18 protein-coding genes and 1 pseudogene are annotated in these 18710 nt (G+C 73.4%); 13 read left to right on the top strand and 6 right to left on the bottom strand.

The genetic code is table 11. The annotated features are described in order from the left end of the window. Nucleotides 1-3 precede the first annotated feature (3 nt). Genes ACGFU6_RS11240 through ACGFU6_RS11220 form a run of 5 tightly spaced genes read left to right on the top strand, consistent with a single transcriptional unit; the run spans nt 4 to nt 4466 of the window. Nucleotides 4-804, top strand: a complete 801-nt coding sequence (locus ACGFU6_RS11240; protein WP_393609856.1) for an ABC transporter ATP-binding protein — start codon at nt 4-6, stop codon at nt 802-804. Further along, nucleotides 801-1547 carry an ABC transporter ATP-binding protein gene (locus ACGFU6_RS11235; RefSeq protein ID WP_393609854.1) on the top strand — a complete coding sequence of 249 codons (747 nt, stop codon included), beginning with the start codon at nt 801-803 and terminating at the stop codon, nt 1545-1547. The genes ACGFU6_RS11240 and ACGFU6_RS11235 overlap by 4 nt, the downstream gene beginning before the upstream one ends. After that, nucleotides 1547-2434 (top strand): branched-chain amino acid ABC transporter permease, encoded by an 888-nt coding sequence (locus ACGFU6_RS11230; protein ID WP_393609852.1) that lies wholly within the window; start codon nt 1547-1549, stop codon nt 2432-2434. The genes ACGFU6_RS11235 and ACGFU6_RS11230 overlap by 1 nt, the downstream gene beginning before the upstream one ends. Further along, a complete protein-coding gene (locus tag ACGFU6_RS11225) occupies nt 2431-3585 on the top strand; it encodes a branched-chain amino acid ABC transporter permease (protein ID WP_393609850.1) in 1155 nt (384 codons plus the stop codon). The genes ACGFU6_RS11230 and ACGFU6_RS11225 overlap by 4 nt, the downstream gene beginning before the upstream one ends. Further along, nucleotides 3582-4466: an alpha/beta fold hydrolase gene (locus tag ACGFU6_RS11220; RefSeq protein ID WP_393609849.1), complete on the top strand. Its 885-nt coding sequence runs from the start codon at nt 3582-3584 to the stop codon at nt 4464-4466. Before ACGFU6_RS11225 ends, ACGFU6_RS11220 begins: the two co-directional genes overlap by 4 nt. A gap of 90 nt (nt 4467-4556) precedes the next feature. On the opposite strand, the gene ACGFU6_RS11215 is transcribed toward ACGFU6_RS11220, so the two are convergent. Next, the gene (locus tag ACGFU6_RS11215; protein ID WP_393609847.1) at nt 4557-6032 is read right to left on the bottom strand and encodes a PHB depolymerase family esterase; all 1476 of its coding nucleotides are present in this window, start codon (nt 6030-6032) and stop codon (nt 4557-4559) included. A 219-nt stretch (nt 6033-6251) separates the two neighbouring features. Between ACGFU6_RS11215 and ACGFU6_RS11210 the strand changes: the two genes are divergently transcribed. From ACGFU6_RS11210 to ACGFU6_RS11190, 5 genes are all read left to right on the top strand, one after another. Continuing rightward, complete coding sequence (locus ACGFU6_RS11210) at nt 6252-7241, top strand: aldo/keto reductase (RefSeq protein WP_393609845.1); 990 nt, start codon at nt 6252-6254, stop codon at nt 7239-7241. Between the two features lie 109 nt (nt 7242-7350). Next, nucleotides 7351-8172, top strand: coding sequence for a 3-hydroxybutyrate dehydrogenase (locus tag ACGFU6_RS11205; RefSeq protein ID WP_393609843.1), 822 nt, complete (start codon nt 7351-7353; stop codon nt 8170-8172). A gap of 32 nt (nt 8173-8204) precedes the next feature. After that, a complete protein-coding gene (locus ACGFU6_RS11200; RefSeq protein WP_393609842.1) occupies nt 8205-10181 on the top strand; it encodes a helix-turn-helix domain-containing protein in 1977 nt (658 codons plus the stop codon). A 137-nt stretch (nt 10182-10318) separates the two neighbouring features. Beyond that, complete coding sequence (locus ACGFU6_RS11195) at nt 10319-11656, top strand: sensor domain-containing protein (RefSeq protein ID WP_393609840.1); 1338 nt, start codon at nt 10319-10321, stop codon at nt 11654-11656. Nucleotides 11657-11709: 53 nt separating this feature from the next. Then, the gene (locus ACGFU6_RS11190; RefSeq protein WP_393610296.1) at nt 11710-12354 is read left to right on the top strand and encodes a response regulator; all 645 of its coding nucleotides are present in this window, start codon (nt 11710-11712) and stop codon (nt 12352-12354) included. Between the two features lie 10 nt (nt 12355-12364). Here the strand turns inward: ACGFU6_RS11190 and ACGFU6_RS11185 are convergent, their stop codons facing one another. From ACGFU6_RS11185 to ACGFU6_RS11175, 3 genes are all read right to left on the bottom strand, one after another. Beyond that, nucleotides 12365-13246 carry a hypothetical protein gene (locus tag ACGFU6_RS11185; protein WP_393609838.1) on the bottom strand — a complete coding sequence of 294 codons (882 nt, stop codon included), beginning with the start codon at nt 13244-13246 and terminating at the stop codon, nt 12365-12367. 171 nt (nt 13247-13417) lie between these two features. Continuing rightward, nucleotides 13418-13651 carry a ferredoxin gene (locus ACGFU6_RS11180; RefSeq protein WP_393609836.1) on the bottom strand — a complete coding sequence of 78 codons (234 nt, stop codon included), beginning with the start codon at nt 13649-13651 and terminating at the stop codon, nt 13418-13420. After that, nucleotides 13651-15114 carry an aldehyde dehydrogenase gene (locus tag ACGFU6_RS11175; RefSeq protein ID WP_393609835.1) on the bottom strand — a complete coding sequence of 488 codons (1464 nt, stop codon included), beginning with the start codon at nt 15112-15114 and terminating at the stop codon, nt 13651-13653. The genes ACGFU6_RS11180 and ACGFU6_RS11175 overlap by 1 nt, the downstream gene beginning before the upstream one ends. A gap of 190 nt (nt 15115-15304) precedes the next feature. Between ACGFU6_RS11175 and ACGFU6_RS11170 the strand changes: the two genes are divergently transcribed. The 3 genes and pseudogenes from ACGFU6_RS11170 to ACGFU6_RS11160 all read left to right on the top strand — a co-directional run. Then, complete coding sequence (locus ACGFU6_RS11170) at nt 15305-15676, top strand: VOC family protein (RefSeq protein ID WP_393609833.1); 372 nt, start codon at nt 15305-15307, stop codon at nt 15674-15676. 117 nt (nt 15677-15793) lie between these two features. Next, nucleotides 15794-16834: an MBL fold metallo-hydrolase gene (locus tag ACGFU6_RS11165; RefSeq protein WP_393609831.1), complete on the top strand. Its 1041-nt coding sequence runs from the start codon at nt 15794-15796 to the stop codon at nt 16832-16834. Nucleotides 16835-16890: 56 nt separating this feature from the next. Then, nucleotides 16891-17067: pseudogene (locus ACGFU6_RS11160) on the top strand (TetR/AcrR family transcriptional regulator); the annotation flags it as partial. A gap of 6 nt (nt 17068-17073) precedes the next feature. Here the strand turns inward: ACGFU6_RS11160 and ACGFU6_RS11155 are convergent. Continuing rightward, nucleotides 17074-17919 carry an amino acid ABC transporter ATP-binding protein gene (locus tag ACGFU6_RS11155; RefSeq protein WP_393609829.1) on the bottom strand — a complete coding sequence of 282 codons (846 nt, stop codon included), beginning with the start codon at nt 17917-17919 and terminating at the stop codon, nt 17074-17076. A 5-nt stretch (nt 17920-17924) separates the two neighbouring features. Continuing rightward, nucleotides 17925-18710 (bottom strand): amino acid ABC transporter permease, encoded by a 786-nt coding sequence (locus ACGFU6_RS11150; protein ID WP_393609828.1) that lies wholly within the window; start codon nt 18708-18710, stop codon nt 17925-17927.

Raw genomic sequence — 18710 nt, 5'->3', positions numbered from 1 at the left:
ACCATGACCGCACCGCACCCCCTCGGCCGGCGGGACGGCCGGGCGGACGCCGCGGACTCCACCGGCCCCGTGCTCCGCCTCGACGGGCTGGGCTGGAGCGTCGGTGGCGCGACGATCCTGAAGGACATCACGCTCGACGTCCGCGAGGGCGAGTTCCTCGCGTTCATCGGCCCCAACGGGGCCGGAAAGACCTCCCTGTTCAACCTGATCAGCGGCACGGTCATGCCGACCTCCGGCAGCGTCACGCTGGACGGCGCCGACATGACGGACCGGCCCGCGCACGTCCGCGCCCGGCGCGGCGTCGGCCGGACGTTCCAGACGTCCAGCCTCTGGCCCGCGATGACGGTGGCCGGCCACGTCCGGCTGGCCGCGCAGGCCGCCCGGGGCGGCTCGTACCGGCTCTGGCGGCGCGCCGACCCGTACACCGCCGAGGTGACCGGCGTACTGGAGCGCACCGGTCTGGGCCACCGGGCCGGGGCCACCGCCGCCGAACTGTCGCACGGCGAGAAGCGGAAGCTGGAGCTGGCCGTGCTGCTGGTCGGCGAGCCCCGGCTGATGCTGCTCGACGAGCCGATGGCCGGGGTGAGCGCCGAGGAGGTCCCCGCGCTCACCGAACTGATCCGCACCCTGCACCGGGAGGAGGGGCGCACCGTCCTGATGGTCGAGCACCACATGGACGTGCTCCTCGGTCTGGCCGACCGGCTCGCGGTGATGCACCACGGGCGGCTGCTGGCCCTGGACACCCCGGAGGCCGTCACCGCCGACAGAGCCGTACAACAGGCTTACCTCGGGGAGGGTTTGTGAGCGAGCCGCCCCTGCTCGACGTACGGGACCTGCGGGTCCTGATCGGCGGCAGGCACATCCTGCACGGCGTCGCCCTGGACGTCGCCGCCCACGGCGTGACCGCACTCCTGGGCCGCAACGGCGCCGGGAAGACCACCACCGTCCGGGGCGTCATGGGCCTCGTCCCACGCACCGGCAGCGTCCGGCTGGACGGCGAGGAGACCGTGTCGCTGCCCACCCACGCCGTGGTGCGGCGGGGCGTGGGCTACGCCCCGGAGGACCGGGGGATCTTCGCCGGGCTGACCGTGGCGGAGAACCTGCGGCTGGCCGAACGGCGCGGCGCGGGTGAGCCCGACTACCCCCTCGTCCATGAACTCTTCCCCGAACTCAAACAGCGGGCAAGGCAGTTGGCCGGCACGCTGTCCGGTGGTCAGCAGCAGATGGTCGCCATCGGCCGCACCCTGCTCAACGCCAACCGGCTGATCATCGCGGACGAGCCGACCAAGGGCCTCGCGCCGAAGGTGGTCACCGAGGTGGCGCGGGTGCTGGAGCGGGCCGCGGAGGCGGTGCCGGTGCTGCTCGTGGAGCAGAACCTCGCCGTCGTACGCCGGCTCGCCGGGCACTGCGTGGTGCTGGCCGACGGCCGGACCGCCCACCGGGGCCCGGCCGACGAGCTGCTCGGCGACGCGCAGGCGGCCCGCCGGCTGCTCGGCGTGGGACACGGTCCGGCCACCGGAGCACCCTTTGTGGAGGCGGATTCCTGATGTCCACCATCGTGCTGCTCACCATGACCGGACTCGGTCTGGGAGCCCTCTACTTCCTCGTCGCGTCCGGACTCTCGCTGATCTTCGGCCTGATGGACGTGCTCAACTTCGCGCACGGCGCGCTGCTCTCCATCGGCGCGTACGGCACCTGGTGGGCGGCGTCCGGGAATCTGCCCGGCGCGGGCCCCGGCGGGGCCGGCTTCGTCCTCGCGGTGCTGTTCGGTACGGCGGTGGGCACCGCGGCCGCCGTGCTCCTGGAACTCGCCGTCGTCCGCCCGCTCTACACCCGGCCGCGCGAGCAGGTGCTCGCCACCGTCGGGGTGGGGCTCGCGGTCCCCGCGCTGCTGTCGGGGATCTGGGGCGCGGACGCCCGGACCTTCCCCGGGCCCGAGGCCCTGTCCGGCACCTTCGGGCTGTTCGGCGCGCAGGTCCCGGTCAACCGGCTCGTCCTGGTGGCGGCGGCGGTCGTGGTCCTGGTGGCGCTGCGGCTCTTCCTGGGCCGGACCCGGCACGGCCTCGTCGTACGGGCCGGGGTCGAGGACCGGGCGATGGTCACCGCGCTCGGCATCGACGTCCGCAGGGCGTTCACCCTCGTCTTCGCGATCGGGGGCTGCGCCGCCGCGCTGGGCGGGGCGCTCGGCGGGCTGTACTTCGGCTCGGTCGACCCGCGCCAGGGCACCTCGCTGCTGATCTTCGCGTTCGTCGTGGTGGTCACCGGCGGCATGGGCTCGGTGACCGGCGCCGCCGCGGCGTCCGTGGTCATCGGCCTGGTACAGCAGTTCGCCAACTACTACACCGCGGCGGGACTCGGCGACCTGGCGGTCGTCGTCCTGCTCGCCGCGCTGCTGCTGATCCGCCCGCGCGGACTGACGGGGAGGCTCGCGTGAGCACCGCCATCGAGACACCCGACCGCACCGGCGGCCGCACCCCGGCCGCCCCCGCGCCCCCGGGCCCGTCCCGGCTGCTGCGCAGGTGGCTGCCCGCCGCCGTGCTGCTGGTCCTGGTCGTGGCACCGTACAGCGCCGTTCCCGTACCGGGGCTGCTGGACGGGCCGCTCGGCAGCGCGGGCAGCCTGCAACTCATCGCCACCTGCCTGCTGTTCGGCGCTCTGGCCACCGGCTACGACCTGCTGCTCGGGCGCACCGGGCTGCTCTCCTTCGGCCACGCCCTGTACTTCGCGGCGGGCAGCTACGCCACCAACGTGTTCCTGCTGGAGGCGGGGCTCCCCTTCGCGGCGGCCGCGCTCCTCGGGCTCTGCTTCGGGATCGCGCTGGCCCTGGTCCTGGGCTCGGTGAGCCTGCGCGTCACCGGCATCGGCTTCTCCATGGTGACGCTGGCCTTCGCCCAGGCGGGCTCGATCCTGGTCTCCCGCAACCCCGGTGGCGTCACCGGCGGCGAGGAGGGCCGGGCGGCACCGGCCGGTCTGCTGCCCTCCTGGCTCGTCGGCATCGACAACACGGCGAACCTGTACTGGATCGCGCTCGCCTACCTCGTCCTCACCCTGGGCGTCGTCCACTGGGCGGTCCGCTCCCCCACCGGACGCGTCTGGGAGGGGATCAAGGAGAACGAGCGCCGGGTGGAGGTGCTGGGGCTGAGGCCGTACGGGTTCAAGCTGACGGCCTTCGTCCTGGCCGGCGCGCTCGCCGCGCTCGGCGGCATCGTGCACCTGCTGCTGACCGGCGGCTCCACCCCGCAGACGACCACGTCCGACTTCACGCTCTCGCTGCTGGTGATGGTGGTGCTGGGCGGGTCCGGGACCCGCTGGGGCCCGATGGCCGGCGGCATCCTCTACACCTGGGCCGACCACCGGCTCGGCGACCTGGCCGGTTCGGGCGCGGTCGCCGGTCTCCCGGCGGTGCTCCGGGTCCCGCTCTCCCAGCCGCTGTTCCTGCTGGGCGTGCTGTTCGTGGCCGTGGTACATCTGCTGCCCGGCGGTCTGGCCCGACTGCCCTCCAGGCTCGCCGCGTCACGCCGGCGCGGGCCCGCCGAGGAGACCCCGCCCCGTACCCCGCTCCGGAAGGAGAACGGAAACCCGTGATTCCGTACGAAGAGATCAAGGTCCCCGTCACCGGGGGCGAACTGGCGGCCGTACGCTGGCCGGCCGCCGAGCCGGACGCGCCGGTGGTGGTCGCGCTGCACGGCATCACGGCCAACGCGCTCTCCTGGGGCACGGTCGCCCGGCAACTGGCCGGACGCGTCACCCTGGTCGCCCCGGACCTGCGCGGCAGGGCGGGGAGTTCGGGGCTGCCGGGCCCGTACGGCATCGCCGCCCACGCCGATGACACCGCCGCCCTGACCGAGGCGCTGGGCGTGGACCGGGTGGTGCTGGCGGGCCACTCGATGGGGGCGTTCGTCGCGGCGCTCGCCTCGGTCCGCCACCCGGAGCGCTTCGGACCGCTGCTGCTCGTCGACGGCGGCATCGGCTTCCCGGCGCCCGCGCACCTGTCGCCGGACGAGCTGATGACGGCGGTGATCGGCCCGGCGATGGACCGGCTGTCGATGACGTTCGCGGACCGGGCCGCCTACCGCGCCTTCTGGCAGGCTCATCCCGCGTTCGCGGGCGCCTGGTCGGACGAGGTGGACGCCTACATCCAGCGCGATCTGACGGGCGCGGAACCGGCCCTGCGCTCGTCGTGCCGGATCGAGGCGATCCGCACGGACGGCGTCGGCCTCTTCGACGAGGAGGTGCTCTCGGCGGTACGGAAACTGCCCGTCGGGGCGACGCTGCTGTGGGCGGCGCGCGGTCTGATGGACGAGGAGCAGGGCCTGTACGACGAGAAGCGCCTCGCGGCGGCGGATCTCGCCGGGACCCGGCTGACGCCGGTGGCGGCGGCGGACGTGAACCACTACACGGTGCTCACCGGCGAGGCGGGCGCGCGGGAGATCGCGGACCGGCTGGTGGCGTACGCGCGGGCCTGAACCGGTGGGCCGGGCAGGTTAGTTGCCTGCCTGGCTGAACCGGTGGGCCGGGCCAGGCAGTTGCCTGCCGGGCCCGGCCCACCGCACGTGTCAGCCCGTGGTGCAGCCGCTGTCCGCGATCACGAAGTACCCCGCGGGTGACTCCTTGAGGGTGTGGCTGACGAACACGTTGTACAGGCCCATGTTCGCCTCGGAACCGTTGGCGTAGACGTACCCGCCGGCGGTGTGGGCCCGGCCGGCGGCCACCTGCGCGTAGTTGGTGGCCGTCCAGCACCGGGCGGGTGCGCTGCCGCCGGTGGTGGTCGCCGTCACCCGGTCCGATGCGGTGCCCGCCGTGCCGTCGGAGTCCACGGCCGCCACGGTGTAGCGGTAGGCGGTCCCGGCGGTGAGGCCGGTGTCCGTGTGGGTCGTGCCGGACGGGGACGCGATCTTCGTGCCGTTGCGCAGGACCGCGTACGAGGCGGCGCCCTCGACCGCGTTCCAGGACAGGGAGGCGGTGGTGTCGGTGGTGCCGGTGACGGTCACACCGGCCGGGGCCGGCAGCCCGTCGTCGCCGCCGCCCGGGGTGCCGCCGTCCAGGCCCCAGAAGACGCCCGTGTAGTAGGAGGAACAGATCGCGTTCAGGAAGTACGCGGCCGTCTTCCCGCACTGCTCGGCCCCCGGACCGGGACTCACCGCAAGGCCGTGGCCCATGCCGGAGACGGTGTACGTCTCCACGGCCGGCCGGCCCGCCGAGTCGTTGTAGACGCTGCGCGTGGTGTTGCCGGGGAGGGTGTCGGTGGCGGACGGGGTCTGGCCGATGCCCCAGACGTCCGTCCACTGGTCGCGCAGGGCTGTGGCGTTGGCCGGGTACACGGTGTAGTCCGAGGTGCCCTGCCAGATCGCCACCCGGGGCCGGGGGCCGCTGTAGCCGGGATAGGCGGCGCGGACCTTGTCGCCCCACTGCGCGGGGCTGAGTTTCTGCGGGCCGGTCTGGCAGCCGGAGGCGGCCGCCTGGCTCGTCGCGCACTGCGCGGGCAGCCCCGAGGCCACCGAGCCGCCCGCGAACACGTCCGGGTAGGCGGCCAGCAGGTCCGCGGTCATGCCGCCGCCCGCCGAGAGGCCGGTGACGTACACCCGGGCGGCGTCCGAGCCCCGGCTCTGCTTCGCCTTCTCCACCATCTGCACGACCGAGGCGGCCTCGCCCTTGCCCCGGGTGTCCTCGGCGGGGTCGAACCAGCCGAAGCAGGAGAGCGCGTTGTTCGCGGCCGTGGTCTGCGGGAAGACGACGTCGAAGCCCCACCGGTCGGCCAGTTCCGCCCAGCCGGAGTCGGCGTAGTACGCGTCGGCCGTCTGCGTACAGCCGTGCAGGGCGACGACCAAGGGCGCGTTCGCGGGGAGTCCGGCCGGGGTGTACTCGTACATCTGGAGGTTGCCGGGGTTGGAGCCGAAGCCGGTGACCTGCTGGAGGCCGCCGGCCGCGGCGGCCGGCTGGGCGGCCGTGGTGCTCAGCGTGGCCGCGAGCAGGCCGAGGACGGCCGTGGACGCGGCGCGGCGGAAGAGACGTCTCAGGATCGGTGGGCGCACGGGTGCCTCCCTGGTCGGTACGTGCGGGGGTACGGGCTGCTGCCGGAACCTACGAGCAGCGCCCGCCCGCGCCCATGGGACCGGCGGACACTCCCGGGACCCGGCTGTGTGCGCCGCCGCCCTTGCGCGGCGGGCCGGCGGTTGACATCGAGTGCACTCCAGCACGCAGACTGCCGCCCAACGCCCTTACTGCAAAGGGCTGCTGGAGAAGGGACCCGCATGCGCTACCGCACCATCGGCACCAGTCCGAAGACCCGTCGCGAGGTGAGCGTGCTCAGCCTCGGCGCCATGCGGATGGGCACGCTCACCGACGAGGCGGCCTCGTTCGCGATCCTCGACCGGTACGCCGAGGCCGGCGGCACCTTCGTCGACACGTCCGACAACTACGCGTTCTGGGTCGACGGCACCCAGGGCGGGGAGAGCGAGCGACTGCTCGGCCGCTGGCGGCGCAGCCGGGGCGCGGCGGCCGACGGGATCGTCATCGCGACCAAGCTGGGGGCCCGTCCGAACGCACCGAGCAGCGGGTTCACCCGCGATATCGAGGGCCTGTCCGCCAAGATCGTCCGGGAGTCGGCCGAGCGCAGCCGGGAGAACCTCGGGGTGGAGAAGCTGGACCTGCTCTACGCCCATGTCCAGGACCACGCCGTGCCGCCGGAGGAGACCGTCGGGGCGTTCGCGGAGCTGGTCGCGGAGGGCACCGTCGGGCTGCTGGGCGTCAGCAACCACTGGGCGTGGCAGGTCGAGCGGGCGCGGGCGCTCGCGGCGGCCGCCGGTCTGCCCGGGTACGAGGTCCTCCAGTACCACCACAGCTATCTGCGACAGCGCACGGACCAGCCGAGCCCGCGCTCCCCCGACGGCCAGGAGGGCGTGCTGGCGGGCGACCTGCTGAGCTACCTCCGCCACGAACCTGCCCTGGTCCCGGTCGCCTACTCACCGCTGCTCAGCGGCGCCTACAGCCGGGCGGACCGGCCGCTGGGACCGGAGTTCGACCACTCGGGCACGCCTGCCCGGCAGGCGGCGCTGCGGGCGGTGGCCGAGGAGACCGGGGCGACCCCCAACCAGGTGGTGCTGGCCTGGCTCATCGGCGGCGAGGTGCCGGTCGTCCCGCTGGTCGGCGCCTCGTCGGTGGCGCAGCTGGACGAGAGCCTGGCGGCGGTGGACCTGGAGCTGACCCCGGAGCAGCGGGCGGTGCTGGACGCCGCGCACTGACGGCCCGGGGCCGGGGCACGCACCATGTACGCCGCCACCATGCCGGGGCGGGAGGGTGTGTGCACCGGCCCCGTGTGACAAGGGCCGCCGCGTACCTACGGTGACGGCCATGGAGACTTCCCGCAGACCCGATCACGAGCCTTCCGCGCCCTCCCCCGGCGGCGGACCGGCGCAGGCACCCCTGGCACCTCCGCAGGCCGGGCGGACCGCGCTGGTGACCGGTGCGGCGAGCGGGATCGGGCGGGCCTGTGCGCTGGCGCTCGCGGCGGCCGGCGCCCATGTGCACGTGGTGGACAAGGCCGGTGAGGCCGCCAGGAGTCTGGCCGCGGAGATCGGCGGGACGGCCTGGGTGGTGGACCTGGCCGATCCCTCGGTCGTCGACACGCTGCCGGCCGACGCGGACGTGGTGGTCAACAACGCGGGGCTCCAGCACGTCGCCCCCGTCCACGCGTTCCCGCCGGAGCGCTTCGCGCTGATCCAGCGCGTGATGGTGGAGACCCCGTTCCGCATCTTGCGCCGGACCCTGCCGGGCATGTACGAACGCGGCTGGGGGCGCGTGGTCAACATCTCGTCGGTGCACGGGCTGCGCGCCAGCCCGTACAAATCGGCCTATGTGACGGCCAAGCACGCACTGGAGGGGCTGAGCAAGGTGGTGGCGCTCGAAGCGGCGGAGCACGGGGTGACGAGCAACTGCGTCTGCCCCGGCTACGTACGCACCCCCCTGGTGGAGGACCAGATCGCCGACCAGGCCCGCAACCACGGCATCTCGGAGGAGGAGGTGGTGGGGCGGGTGATGCTGGAGCGCAGCGCGATCAAGCGGCTGATCGAGCCGGCGGACGTCGCCGAGGCCGTCCTGTGGCTGTGCGGTCCGCGCACCGGTCACATCACCGGCACCTCGCTCTCCATGGACGGCGGCTGGACCGCCAACTGAGCCCTCCCACCCCCTGTCTACGAACGGCCGCCATGTCTGAACCGCCCCCCTCCGCCGCACCCCATCTCCGGCACCTGTTCGACCTGCTGGGCGACGACGCCCCCGCCGAGGCGCTGGGCGCGGTCCTGTCGACGGCGCGGGCCGACGGGGTGCCGGCGGGCGAGCTGGCCGAGGTGGAGCGGGCCACGGCCACCGCGCTGCGGATCAGGGGCGCCCTGCGCCAGCACCGGCGGCGTGAGCTCCAGCTCACCGCGCTCTTCGACACGGCGGGCGACCTGGCGGCATCCCGCGATCTGGACGACGTGCTGAAGGCGATCGTGCGGCGGGCCAGGATGCTGCTGGGGACGGACACGGCCTACCTCACGCTCCCGGACGAGGAGGCGGGCGACACCTACATGCGGGTGACCGACGGGTCGGTGTCGCTGCTCTTCCAGCGACTGCGCCTCGAACTCGGCGAGGGGCTCGGCGGTCTCGTGGCGCAGACGGCGAGCCCGTACGCGACGCCGGACTACCGCACCGACGAGCGCTTCCACCACACCCGCAACATCAATGCCGGGGTGCTGGACGAGGGCCTGGTCGCCATCCTGGGCGTGCCGCTGCTGCTCGGCTCCAGCCGCGGGGGCACCGGCAAGGTGATCGGCGTCCTCTTCGCGGCGGACCGCGCGCCCCGGGTCTTCAGCCCCGACGAGGTCGCCCTGCTGTGCTCGCTGGCCGCGCACGCCGCGATCGCCATCGACACCGCCCGCGCCCTGGCCGACACCACCTCCGCACTCGCCGAACTGGCCGAGGCGAACGCGGAGCTGGCCGAGGCCAATGCCTCGGTACGGGCGCACTCGGCGGCCATGCGGCGGGCGGAGGAGTCGCACGACCGGCTGACGGACCTGGTGCTGCGCGGCCGGGACGTCAGGGACGTGGCGGCGGCCGTCGCCGGACTCCTCGACTCCCCCCTGACCATCCACGACCCGGGCGGGCGCCCGCTGGCCGCGGTCCGCCCGGACGGTACGGGCTTCGCCGCCGACAGCATGGACGCCGGCTGGCTGGCGGAGGCGGCCGAGGAGTCCCGTACCGGGGCGCGCGCGGTGCACCGCGACGGGCGGGTGGTCTGCGCGGTGCTCGCCGGACAGGAGCTGCTCGCCGGTCTGGTGCTGCACCGCGGCCGGCACCTCGACGACTCCGACCGCCGGCTGTTCGAGCGGTCGGCGGTGGTCACCGGGCTCCTCCTGCTGCTGCGGCGCACGGTGGCCGAGACCGAGAACCGCATCCGCGGCGAACTGATCGCCGACCTGCTGACGGACACCGCCCGCGACCCGGCCGGGCTCGTCGAGCGCGGCCGCCGCCTCGGCATCGACCTGGACCGCCCGCATCTGCTGCTGGTCGCGGAGACCGGCGCCCGGGGGCGGCTGGCCCCGGCCGCGATGCGCTATCTGTTCGGCGGGGAGATCCACGGGGTGAGCGCCGAACACGCGGGCGCGGTGGTGCTGTTGATCGAGGCGGGCGGTTCCGGTCCGGCGGCCGGGGCCGTGGCCCGCTCGGCGGCGGCCCAGCTCGGCCAGCTGGCCCAGACCCCGGTCACCGTCGCCGCCGCGGGCCCGGCCAGGGGCGCGCGGGAGCTGGCCGCCGCGTACGCGGAGGCGGCGCGCTGCCTGCGGGCGATGCGGGTGCTGGGGCGTACGGGTGAGGGCGCGTGCGTGGACGAACTGGGCTTCCTGGGCGTGGTGCTGGGCAACGGGCAGGACGTCGGCGGCTTCGTCTCGGCGGCGCTGGGGCCGCTGCTGGAGTACGACGCGCAGCGCGGCACCCACCTGGTGCGGACGCTGGGCGCGTACTTCGGCGCGGGCGGCAGCCTGATCCGGGCCAAGGACGAGCTGCACGTGCACGTGAACACGGTGGTGCAGCGGCTGGACCGGATACAGGTGCTGCTGGGACGGGACTGGAACGAGCCGGACCGCGCGCTGGAGCTCCAGCTGGCGCTGCGCCTGCACCTGCTGTCCGGAGCCCCGGACCGCTGAGGGCCCAGCGCACCTGAGGCCCCGCACCGCTGAGGACCCCGGACCGCCGCTGACGCCCCGCGTCCCCGCGCCCTGGTCCGCCCCGTGCCCGGCCGTCGCGCCGCAGCGCCGCCGGCCCGCGCGATTATGCTGAGGTCATGGCTGAGTCGCTGCCCTCCGTGGTCGCGGGCCGGTGGCGGCCGGGCGCCGGTCCTGCTGTCCGCGTCGGGCGTCGCACGCTCGTGGAATCCCTGTATCTCCTCACCGCGCCGTTGAGCGCGGCGGCCGGTCTGCTGCTGGTGGCCGGCGGCCTGTGCGCCGCGACGGCCGGTTCGCTGGTGCCGGGCGGGTCGCCCGGTACGGCCCGCGCCCTGGCACTGGCCCGGTGGCCCGGCGATCTGGAGTGGTGGCGGATCGGCGCGGTGCGGGCCCGGACCGGCGCGGCGCGCGGTGCGGGCCGGCGGCCGAGGTCGAAGGAGACGGACGGCGCGGCCGACCCGGAGCTGTGGCTCGACCTGGCGCACGCGGTGCTGGTGCTCCCCGTCGTGCTGGTCACCTGGGTGGTGACGGCGCTGTGGTGGTTCGTGGGCCTCGCGACCCTCACGTACCCGCTGCGCAACGAGGTCGCGCCCGGTTCGCTGCGGCCCATGACCCTGTACGCGGGCAGCGACCGGTCCCATGTCGCGCTGAGCCTGGGCCTGACGTCGCCGTCCGGGCGGATCGCGTTCGCCCTCTCGGTCGGCGTGCTGGTGCTGTCGGCCCTGCCGCTGCTGACCCGGGTGTGCGTCGCCGCCCAGGCCGGCCTCGGGCAGGCGCTCCTGTCGAACATGTCGGCGCTGCACCGCCGGATCAGCGGCCTTGAGCAGGAGCGCGACACCGCCCGCGCGCAGGCCGTCGCGGCGGTGACGGCGGAGACCGCCGCGCTGCGGCGGCTGGAGCGCGACATCCACGACGGGCCCCAGCAGCAGCTGGTCCGGCTGGCGATGGAACTGGGCCGCGCCCAGCACCACTTCGACCGCAGACCTGAACTGGTCAGGGCCGCACTCGCGGACGCGGTCCTGCGGACCCAGGAGGCCCTGGACGAACTGCGGGCCCTGTCACGGGGCATCGCCCCGCCGGTCCTCACCGACCGGGGGCTCCGGGAGGCGCTGCGCGCCCTGGCCGCGCGCGGTGTCGTCCCCGCCGGGCTCGACACCGCTCCCCTGAACCGCCGGCTGGAGCCCGGAATCGAGACGGCCGCGTATTTCGTGGTCGCCGAGGCGCTGACGAACGTGGCCAAGCACAGCCACGCCCGCCGGTGCACGGTCGGGCTGCGCCACACCGGGGGAACCCTGCGGGTCTGGGTGACGGACGACGGGGTGGGCGGTGCGGCGCCGGCCGAAGGACACGGACTGTGGGGTCTGGCCGACCGGGCGCGGGCGGTCGGCGGCCGGCTGACGGTCGACAGCCCCGAGGGCGGCCCGACAACGGTCACGGCGGAGCTGCCATGTCAGTGACCGGCGACGGCGCGGCGCCGGGAACACCGGTGGTCCCCGCCTTCCGGGAGCCGCTGCGGATCGTCGTCGCGGATGACGCGGTGCTGCTGCGCGAGGGGCTGGTCCGGCTGCTCTCCGAGGACGGCCACGAGGTGGTGGCGGCGGTCGGTGACGGCCCCGCCCTGGTCGAGGCGGTGCTCGCGCACCGCCCGGACGTGTCGGTCGTCGATGTGCGGATGCCGCCGACGCACACGGACGAGGGGCTGCGCGCGGCGGCCACCGCCCGCAGCCTGTTGCCCGGCGCCCCCGTGCTGGTGCTCAGCCAGTACGTGGAGGTGTCCTACGCCGCCGATCTGCTCGCGGACGGGGCCGGCGCGGTCGGCTACCTGCTGAAGGAGCGGGTCGCCAGGGTCGAGGAGTTCCTGGACGCCCTGGTGCGCGTCGCCGGGGGCGCGACGGTGCTCGATCCGCAGGTCGTCGCCCAGTTGCTGGCCCGGCGGCGGCGGGACGACCCGCTGGAGAAGCTGACCGCGCGCGAGAGGCAGTTGCTGGCGCTGATGGCCGAGGGCCATTCCAATACGGCCATCGCCCGGCGCATGGTGCTCTCCGGCAGCGCGGTGGAGAAGCACATCGGCAACGTCTTCGCGAAGCTCGGCCTGCCGCCCGACGACACGCGGCACCGCCGGGTGCTCGCCGTCCTCGCCCACCTCAACGGCTGAGGACCTCCCCTCACCAGCCGCCTTCGAAGAAGGCCAGGAGCGCGGGGGCCGGGTCGGCCGCGGTGGCCGTGTTCGCCACGGCGATCACGGCGACGGCTGCCGCCAGCAGGGCCCGGAGCAGGCCGGACGACCGGAGTACGCGCCTGGTCCACCGGTCGGACGGCACTGTCGCGGCGAACCTCCGCCACGACACCGCGCTCATCGCGGCAGCGGTGAGCGCCGCCGCCGTCGCGGCCACGGCCAGCACGGCGTGGTAGCGCCCGAAGTCGCCGACCATCACCTCGACGGGGGGCGGGGTCGCGCCGCCGGCGTCCGGGTAGCCGCCCAGTTGCCGTCCGATCTCATCGAGGGTGCCGGCCAGCTCCCCGTGGGGCGCGTGGAGCGGCAGCATCGACAGCAGCGAGGAGAAGGGCGCCACCGCTCCTTGGACGTTCGCCATCACCATCGCCAGCGAGAACAGCGCGAACGCCGCGACGGCCGCCCCGGCGGACGCGAGGGCGGCCCGCCTCCCGGCGGTGAGCCCGCCGGCCCGCAGGTACGCCTTCCGCAGCAGCACGCCGAGCGCGATGAGTACGGCCAGCAGGACCGCGGCGACCACGGCCTTGACCAGGTGGTAGCGGGACCAGTAGTCGACGACGTCCCTCAGGCCCGGGGGGAAGCCCCGCTCACCGGCCGCCCAGTAGTCGACGAAGGAAGCGGAGAGATGGTCTTCGAGCCCGCGCCGGCCGTCGTAGCCGCCGCCGGACAGGCTCCCGGCCACCGGACCGGGGGCGAGTACGAAGGCGGTGCCGAGGGCCATCGCGAGGGCGGTGAGCACGGTGGCCGCGCGGACGGGTACACCCGGGGTGCGGGACGGTCCGGGCCGGGTGGTGGGTGGTGTCGTTGTGGACATGCTGGTGACTCTGTCGCGGCGCCCCCTCCCCGGTCACTGCGGTCCGCCACCCGCTCGGGGTGTGGCAGGCCACACCCCGAGCGGGTGGCGGGGACCACGGAACAGGTGCCGGGGCTCACGGAACAGGTGCCGGGGATCGGGGAACAGGTGCCGGGGCTCGCGGACCGGCTCTCAGTCCTCCGGCGGGAACACCACTTCCCCCGAGTCGGCCAGGGACACGGTGATCGCTTCGACCGGACACCCCTCGGCGGCCGCGAGGACCCGCTCGTTGGCGTCGGTCTCCGGGTCGACGGGACGGGACTGCCGGGCGGAGTCCAGCCGGAAGCCGTCCGGTGCGTGGTTGACGCACATCCCCGACCCGATGCACACGCCCCGGTCGACCTCGACGCTCCACCGGTCCCCCATCAGGACGCTCCCCCGTACCCGGCGGGCAGATGGATCATCTTGTGCTCGAAGTACTCCCCGTACCCCTCGGGCCCGAACTCCCTTCCCACACCGGAGTTCTTGTAGCCGCCGAACGGCCCGAGCATGTCGAGGCTGAAGGTGTTCACGCTGTACGTGCCGGTCCTGACCCGGCGGGCGATGTCGATGCCGCGTTCGGTGTCGGCGGTCCAGACGCTGCCGCTGAGCCCGTACTCGGAGTCGTTGGCGATCTTCACGGCCTCGTCCTCGTCGCCGTACGGCAACAGGCAGATGACCGGCCCGAAGATCTCCTCGCGGGCGATGCGCATGGAGTTGTCGACGTCCCCGAAGAGCGTCGGCTCGACGTACCAGCCGCGCTCCTGGGAGGCCGGACGCCCGCCGCCGGTGAGGATCTTGGCGCCCTCCTCCTGGCCGATCCGGATGTAGTCGAGGGAGCGCTGCTGCTGGCGCCGCGCGACGAGCGGGCCGAGTTCGGTGGCCGGGTCGAGCGGGTCGCCGACCTTGAGCGCACCGGCCGCCGCCGCGAACGCCTCGGCGGTCTCCTCGTACCGGGAGCGCGGCACGAGAATGCGGGTCTGGGCCACACAGGCCTGCCCGTTGATCATCCAGGCGAAGGGCACGATGCCCGCGACGGCGGCCGTGAGATCGGCGTCGGGGAGGATCACGGCGGCGGACTTCCCGCCCAGTTCCAGGGTGACGCGGGTGAGGTTTCGCGAAGCGACCTCCATGACGCGCCGTCCGGCGGCGACGGACCCGGTGAAGGAGACCTTGTCGACGCCGGGGTGCCCGACCAGGTACTCGCTGACCTCGCGGTCGGCGGGCAGGATCGACAGCACGCCTTCGGGCAGCCCGGCCTCCGCGACGATCTCGGCCAGGATGTAGGCGTCGAGCGGAGATTCGGGCGACACCTTCAGGACGGCCGAGCACCCGGCGAGCAGCGCGGGCGCGAGTTTGGCGGCGGCGGTGAACTGCGGCACGTTCCACGGCACGACGGCCGCGACCACCCCGACGGGCTCACGGCGCACCAGCAGCGGCCCGAGCGCCCCGTCCCTGCGCTCCTCGTACGGGAAGGTGCGGGCGACGGTGATCGCCGCGTCCCACACCATCATCGCGGCGAGGGCCTGCACCATGACGCTGGAGCTGTACGGGGTGCCGTTCTCCGAGCTGATGACGCGGGCGATCTCCTCGTACCGCACGGCGAACGCGTCCTTGATCCGCGTGACGACGGCGATCCGCTCATCCAGTGCCATCCGGGGCCACGGCCCCTCGTCGAACGCCCGGCGGGCGGCGGCGACGGCCCGGTCCACGTCCCCCTCGGCGGCGTGCGGCACGCGGCCGATGACCTGCTCGGTGTGCGGGGAGATGACCTCGATGACTTCCCGCCCGAGCGGATCGACCAACTCCCCGCCGATGAACAGTTTTCCGTGTTCGACAAGCTCGCTCATGGCTGCTGCCTCCCGCGACGCGGCACGTGACCCGACTCGTTGACTGGTTCTGCGTCCGGCATCCGCATCCCGCTTCCGACGTCCGCAGCTGATATCTGACTCGCTGTCAGAACTGATACCAGTTCCAGTTCCAGGAGTCCACGGCTGGGACAACGCCCGAAGCGCGGACCGGCGATGCACACTGGCCCCCATGACCGCTTCTCTCCACCACATCGTCATCGACGCACACGACCTGCCCGCCCTGGCCCGCTTCTGGGCCGCCGTCCTGAAGTGGCGCGTTCTATCCGAGCGTGAGCGGGAGGTGGTGATCGGACCGGACGTGAACGCCCCGGTGGGCATCTGTTTCATGCCCGCACCGGAGACGAAGACCGTGAAGAACCGGCTGCACCTCGACCTGACGACAGAGCCCGCCGAGGGGGAGGCGGAGATCGAACGCATCCTCGCGCTCGGCGCGCGCCGGGCGGACATCGGACAGACCGGCGAGGAGTCCTGGACCGTGCTCACGGACCCGGAGGGCAACGAGTTCTGCGTCGTGCGGCCGAAGGCCACCCTGGTCGGGTAGCCGCCCCGACGAGATGGTCGACCGGGGCTACCACTGGAACAAGTTCTCGTTACAGTGGACGCGGCGCGTCGTGGCCGGGACAAGCACGCCGCCGAGGCCGCGGAGATTGGGGAGTCCATGACGCAGGTGATGAACCACGGTGGTGGCGTCCACAGCATCAAAGTCCCCATCCCTGACAACCCGTTGGGCCACACGCTGGTCCATGTCCTGGACACCGGCCGGGGGCCGGTCCTGATCGACACCGGCTGGGACGACCCCGAGGCCTGGGACACCCTGACGGCCGGACTCACGGCGGTCGGCGTGGACATCGCCGACATCCACGGTGTGGTCATCACCCACCACCACCCCGACCACCACGGCCTGTCGGGGCAGGTGCGCGAGGCATCCGGGGCCTGGATCGCGATGCACGCGGCCGACACGGCGATCGTCCGCCGGACCCGGGAGTCCGAGCCGGGCACCTGGCTGTCGTACCTCGCGGCGAAACTGGCGACGGTCGGCGCCCCCGAGGACCACATCGCCCCGCTCCTGGCCGCCCGTGAGAAGGGCGGCCGGATGCGCACCCTGCCCGGTCTGCGGGCCGCGCTCCCGGACCGGGAGATCGTGCCCGGCGAGCTCCTCGACCTGGCGGGCCGCCGGCTGCGCGCGATCTGGACCCCGGGCCACACCCCGGGCCATGTCTGCCTGCACCTGGAGGAGGACCACCCGGCCAATCTGCCCGGCCGCGGCCGCCTCTTCTCCGGCGACCACCTGCTCCCCGGCATCAGCCCGCACGTCGGCCTCTACGAGCACCCGGACAGCGCGACGGAGACCGACCCGCTCGGGGACTACCTCGCCTCCCTGGAGCGGATCGGCGCCCTGGGGGTCGCGGAGGTGCTGCCCGCCCACCAGCACGCGTTCGCGGACGCGGCAGGCCGCGTGCGGGAACTCCTCGTCCACCACGAGGAGCGCCTCACCGGCCTGCTGTCCCTGCTGGCCGAACCGCTCACGCCGTGGCAGCTGGCCGAACGGATGGAGTGGAACCGGCCCTGGGAACAAATCCCTTACGGCTCACGGAACATCGCGGTCTCGGAGGCCGAGGCGCATGTGCGCCGGCTGGTGAAGCTGGGGCGCGCGGAGGCGGTGGCAGGGAGCGAGCCGGTGACATTCGTCGCCGTGTGAGGTGACTCCGGGCGACGACAGGCGCGGGACGGAGCGGAATCCCTTGGCGTGAAGACCGGCGCGCAGGGCAGTACGACGCCGCACCGTCCCGTGCCGTCGGCCGGCTCCTGGCAGCCGTGCCGGCCTTCTTCGCGGGCACCCTGGAACGCATCGCGGACCCGGATCCGCCCGACGGATGCCTGGTGGCTCAGTCCGCCATGGCGATCCCGGTACCGAGCTCGGCCCTCGACGCGCGGCCCTCAGGGCGGACCCGACCGCCTTCCCGGCCCGTCGGCATCCGCGGCCGCGTCCTCACGCAGGCCCGCGCCGGCCGGGGTCAGCAGGCGGGCGAGGAAGGACCGGGTACGGACATGACCCGGCGCGCCGATCACTTGCGCCGGGGTGCCCTCCTCGACGATGACCCCGCCGTCCATGAAGACGACACGGTCCGCCACCTCCTCGGCGAAGCTCATCTCGTGGGTGACGACGAGCATGGTCATGCCCTCGTCGGCCAGTGAGCGCATCACGGCCAGGACGTCCCCCACCAGTTCCGGGTCGAGGGCGGAGGTGGGCTCGTCGAAGAGCATCAGCTCCGGGTCCATGGCCAGCGCCCGCGCGATGGCCACCCGCTGCTGCTGGCCGCCGGACAACTGCGCCGGGTAGGTGGACTCCTTGTCGGTCAGGCCCACCCGGGCCAGCCGTTCGCGGGCGATCCGGGCCGCCTCCGCCTTGTCGCGTCCCAGCACCCGTCGCTGTGGAAGCGTCAGGTTCTCCAGCACCGTGAGATGCGGGAAGAGGTTGAACGACTGGAAGACCATGCCGATCCGCCTGCGCACCCTGTCGATGTCCACATCCGGGTCGGTGACTTCGGTGCCGGCCACCGTGATCGTCCCCGAGGTCGGCTCCTCCAGCAGGTTCACACAGCGCAGCAGCGTGGACTTGCCCGAGCCGGACGGGCCGATGACGCACACCACCTCACCCCGGCCGACCGTGAAGTCGATGCCCGCGAGCACCTCCAGCTTGCCGAACGACTTGTGCAGGCCCCGCACTTCGATCGCCGGTGTGTTCACCGCCGCCTCGCCGTCCGCCACAGGAACGTCCTTCATCGCGTTCACCTCGCCCTCGCCGTACGCGCTTCGAGCCGCCGGACCAGATGGCCGAGCGGCAGGGTAATGATCAGATAGCAGAGTCCGGCGATGAGGATCGGGGTCAGGCTGCGATTCTGGTTCAGGGCATCCCGGCCGAACTTGGCCAACTCGTACTGGGAGAGCGACAGGCCCAGCAGATACACCAGGGACGAGTCCTTGGTCAGCAGGATCAGTTCATTGGTGAGCGGGGGCAGAACGATACGCAGGGCCTGCGGAATGATGATGGACACCATGGCCCGGCCCTGCGACATTCCGAGCGAACGCGCCGCTTCGGTCTGCCCCTTGGGGACCGCCTGGATTCCGGCCCGAATCGTCTCCGCCATGTAGGCGGCGCCGACGAGTCCCAGAGCCAGCATCACGGTCACGTACTGGTTGAGCGCCACCTGGAAGGCCAGCGGGACGCCGAATCCGAGGGCGATGAAGACCAGCAGAGTGGGAACCCCGCGGAAGAACTCGATATAGGCAACGGCCAGCCAGCGGTACGGAGGTACGTGCGACAGCCTCATCAGCGCGAGGACGAGTCCGGCAACCAGCCCGAAGCTGAAGCCGAGCAGCGTGTAGACGACGGTGTTGACGAGGGCGGTGGTGATGATGTCGGGGAACTGCGCCTTGGCCACGCCCACGTCGAAGAACGCCCGCCCGATCTCACCCCAGTCGGCGGCCAGGGCGACTACGAGCAGGACGGCGGCGAGGACAGCGTACTGAACACCCCGAATGGCGCGGGCCCGTTGTCGGCGTGATATCGGCAT

The organism is Streptomyces sp. NPDC048462 (genome assembly GCF_043200175.1).
In the GTDB taxonomy this organism is placed as follows: Bacteria; Actinomycetota; Actinomycetes; order Streptomycetales; family Streptomycetaceae; genus Streptomyces.
This window is presented reverse-complemented; position numbering and strand designations above follow the sequence as displayed.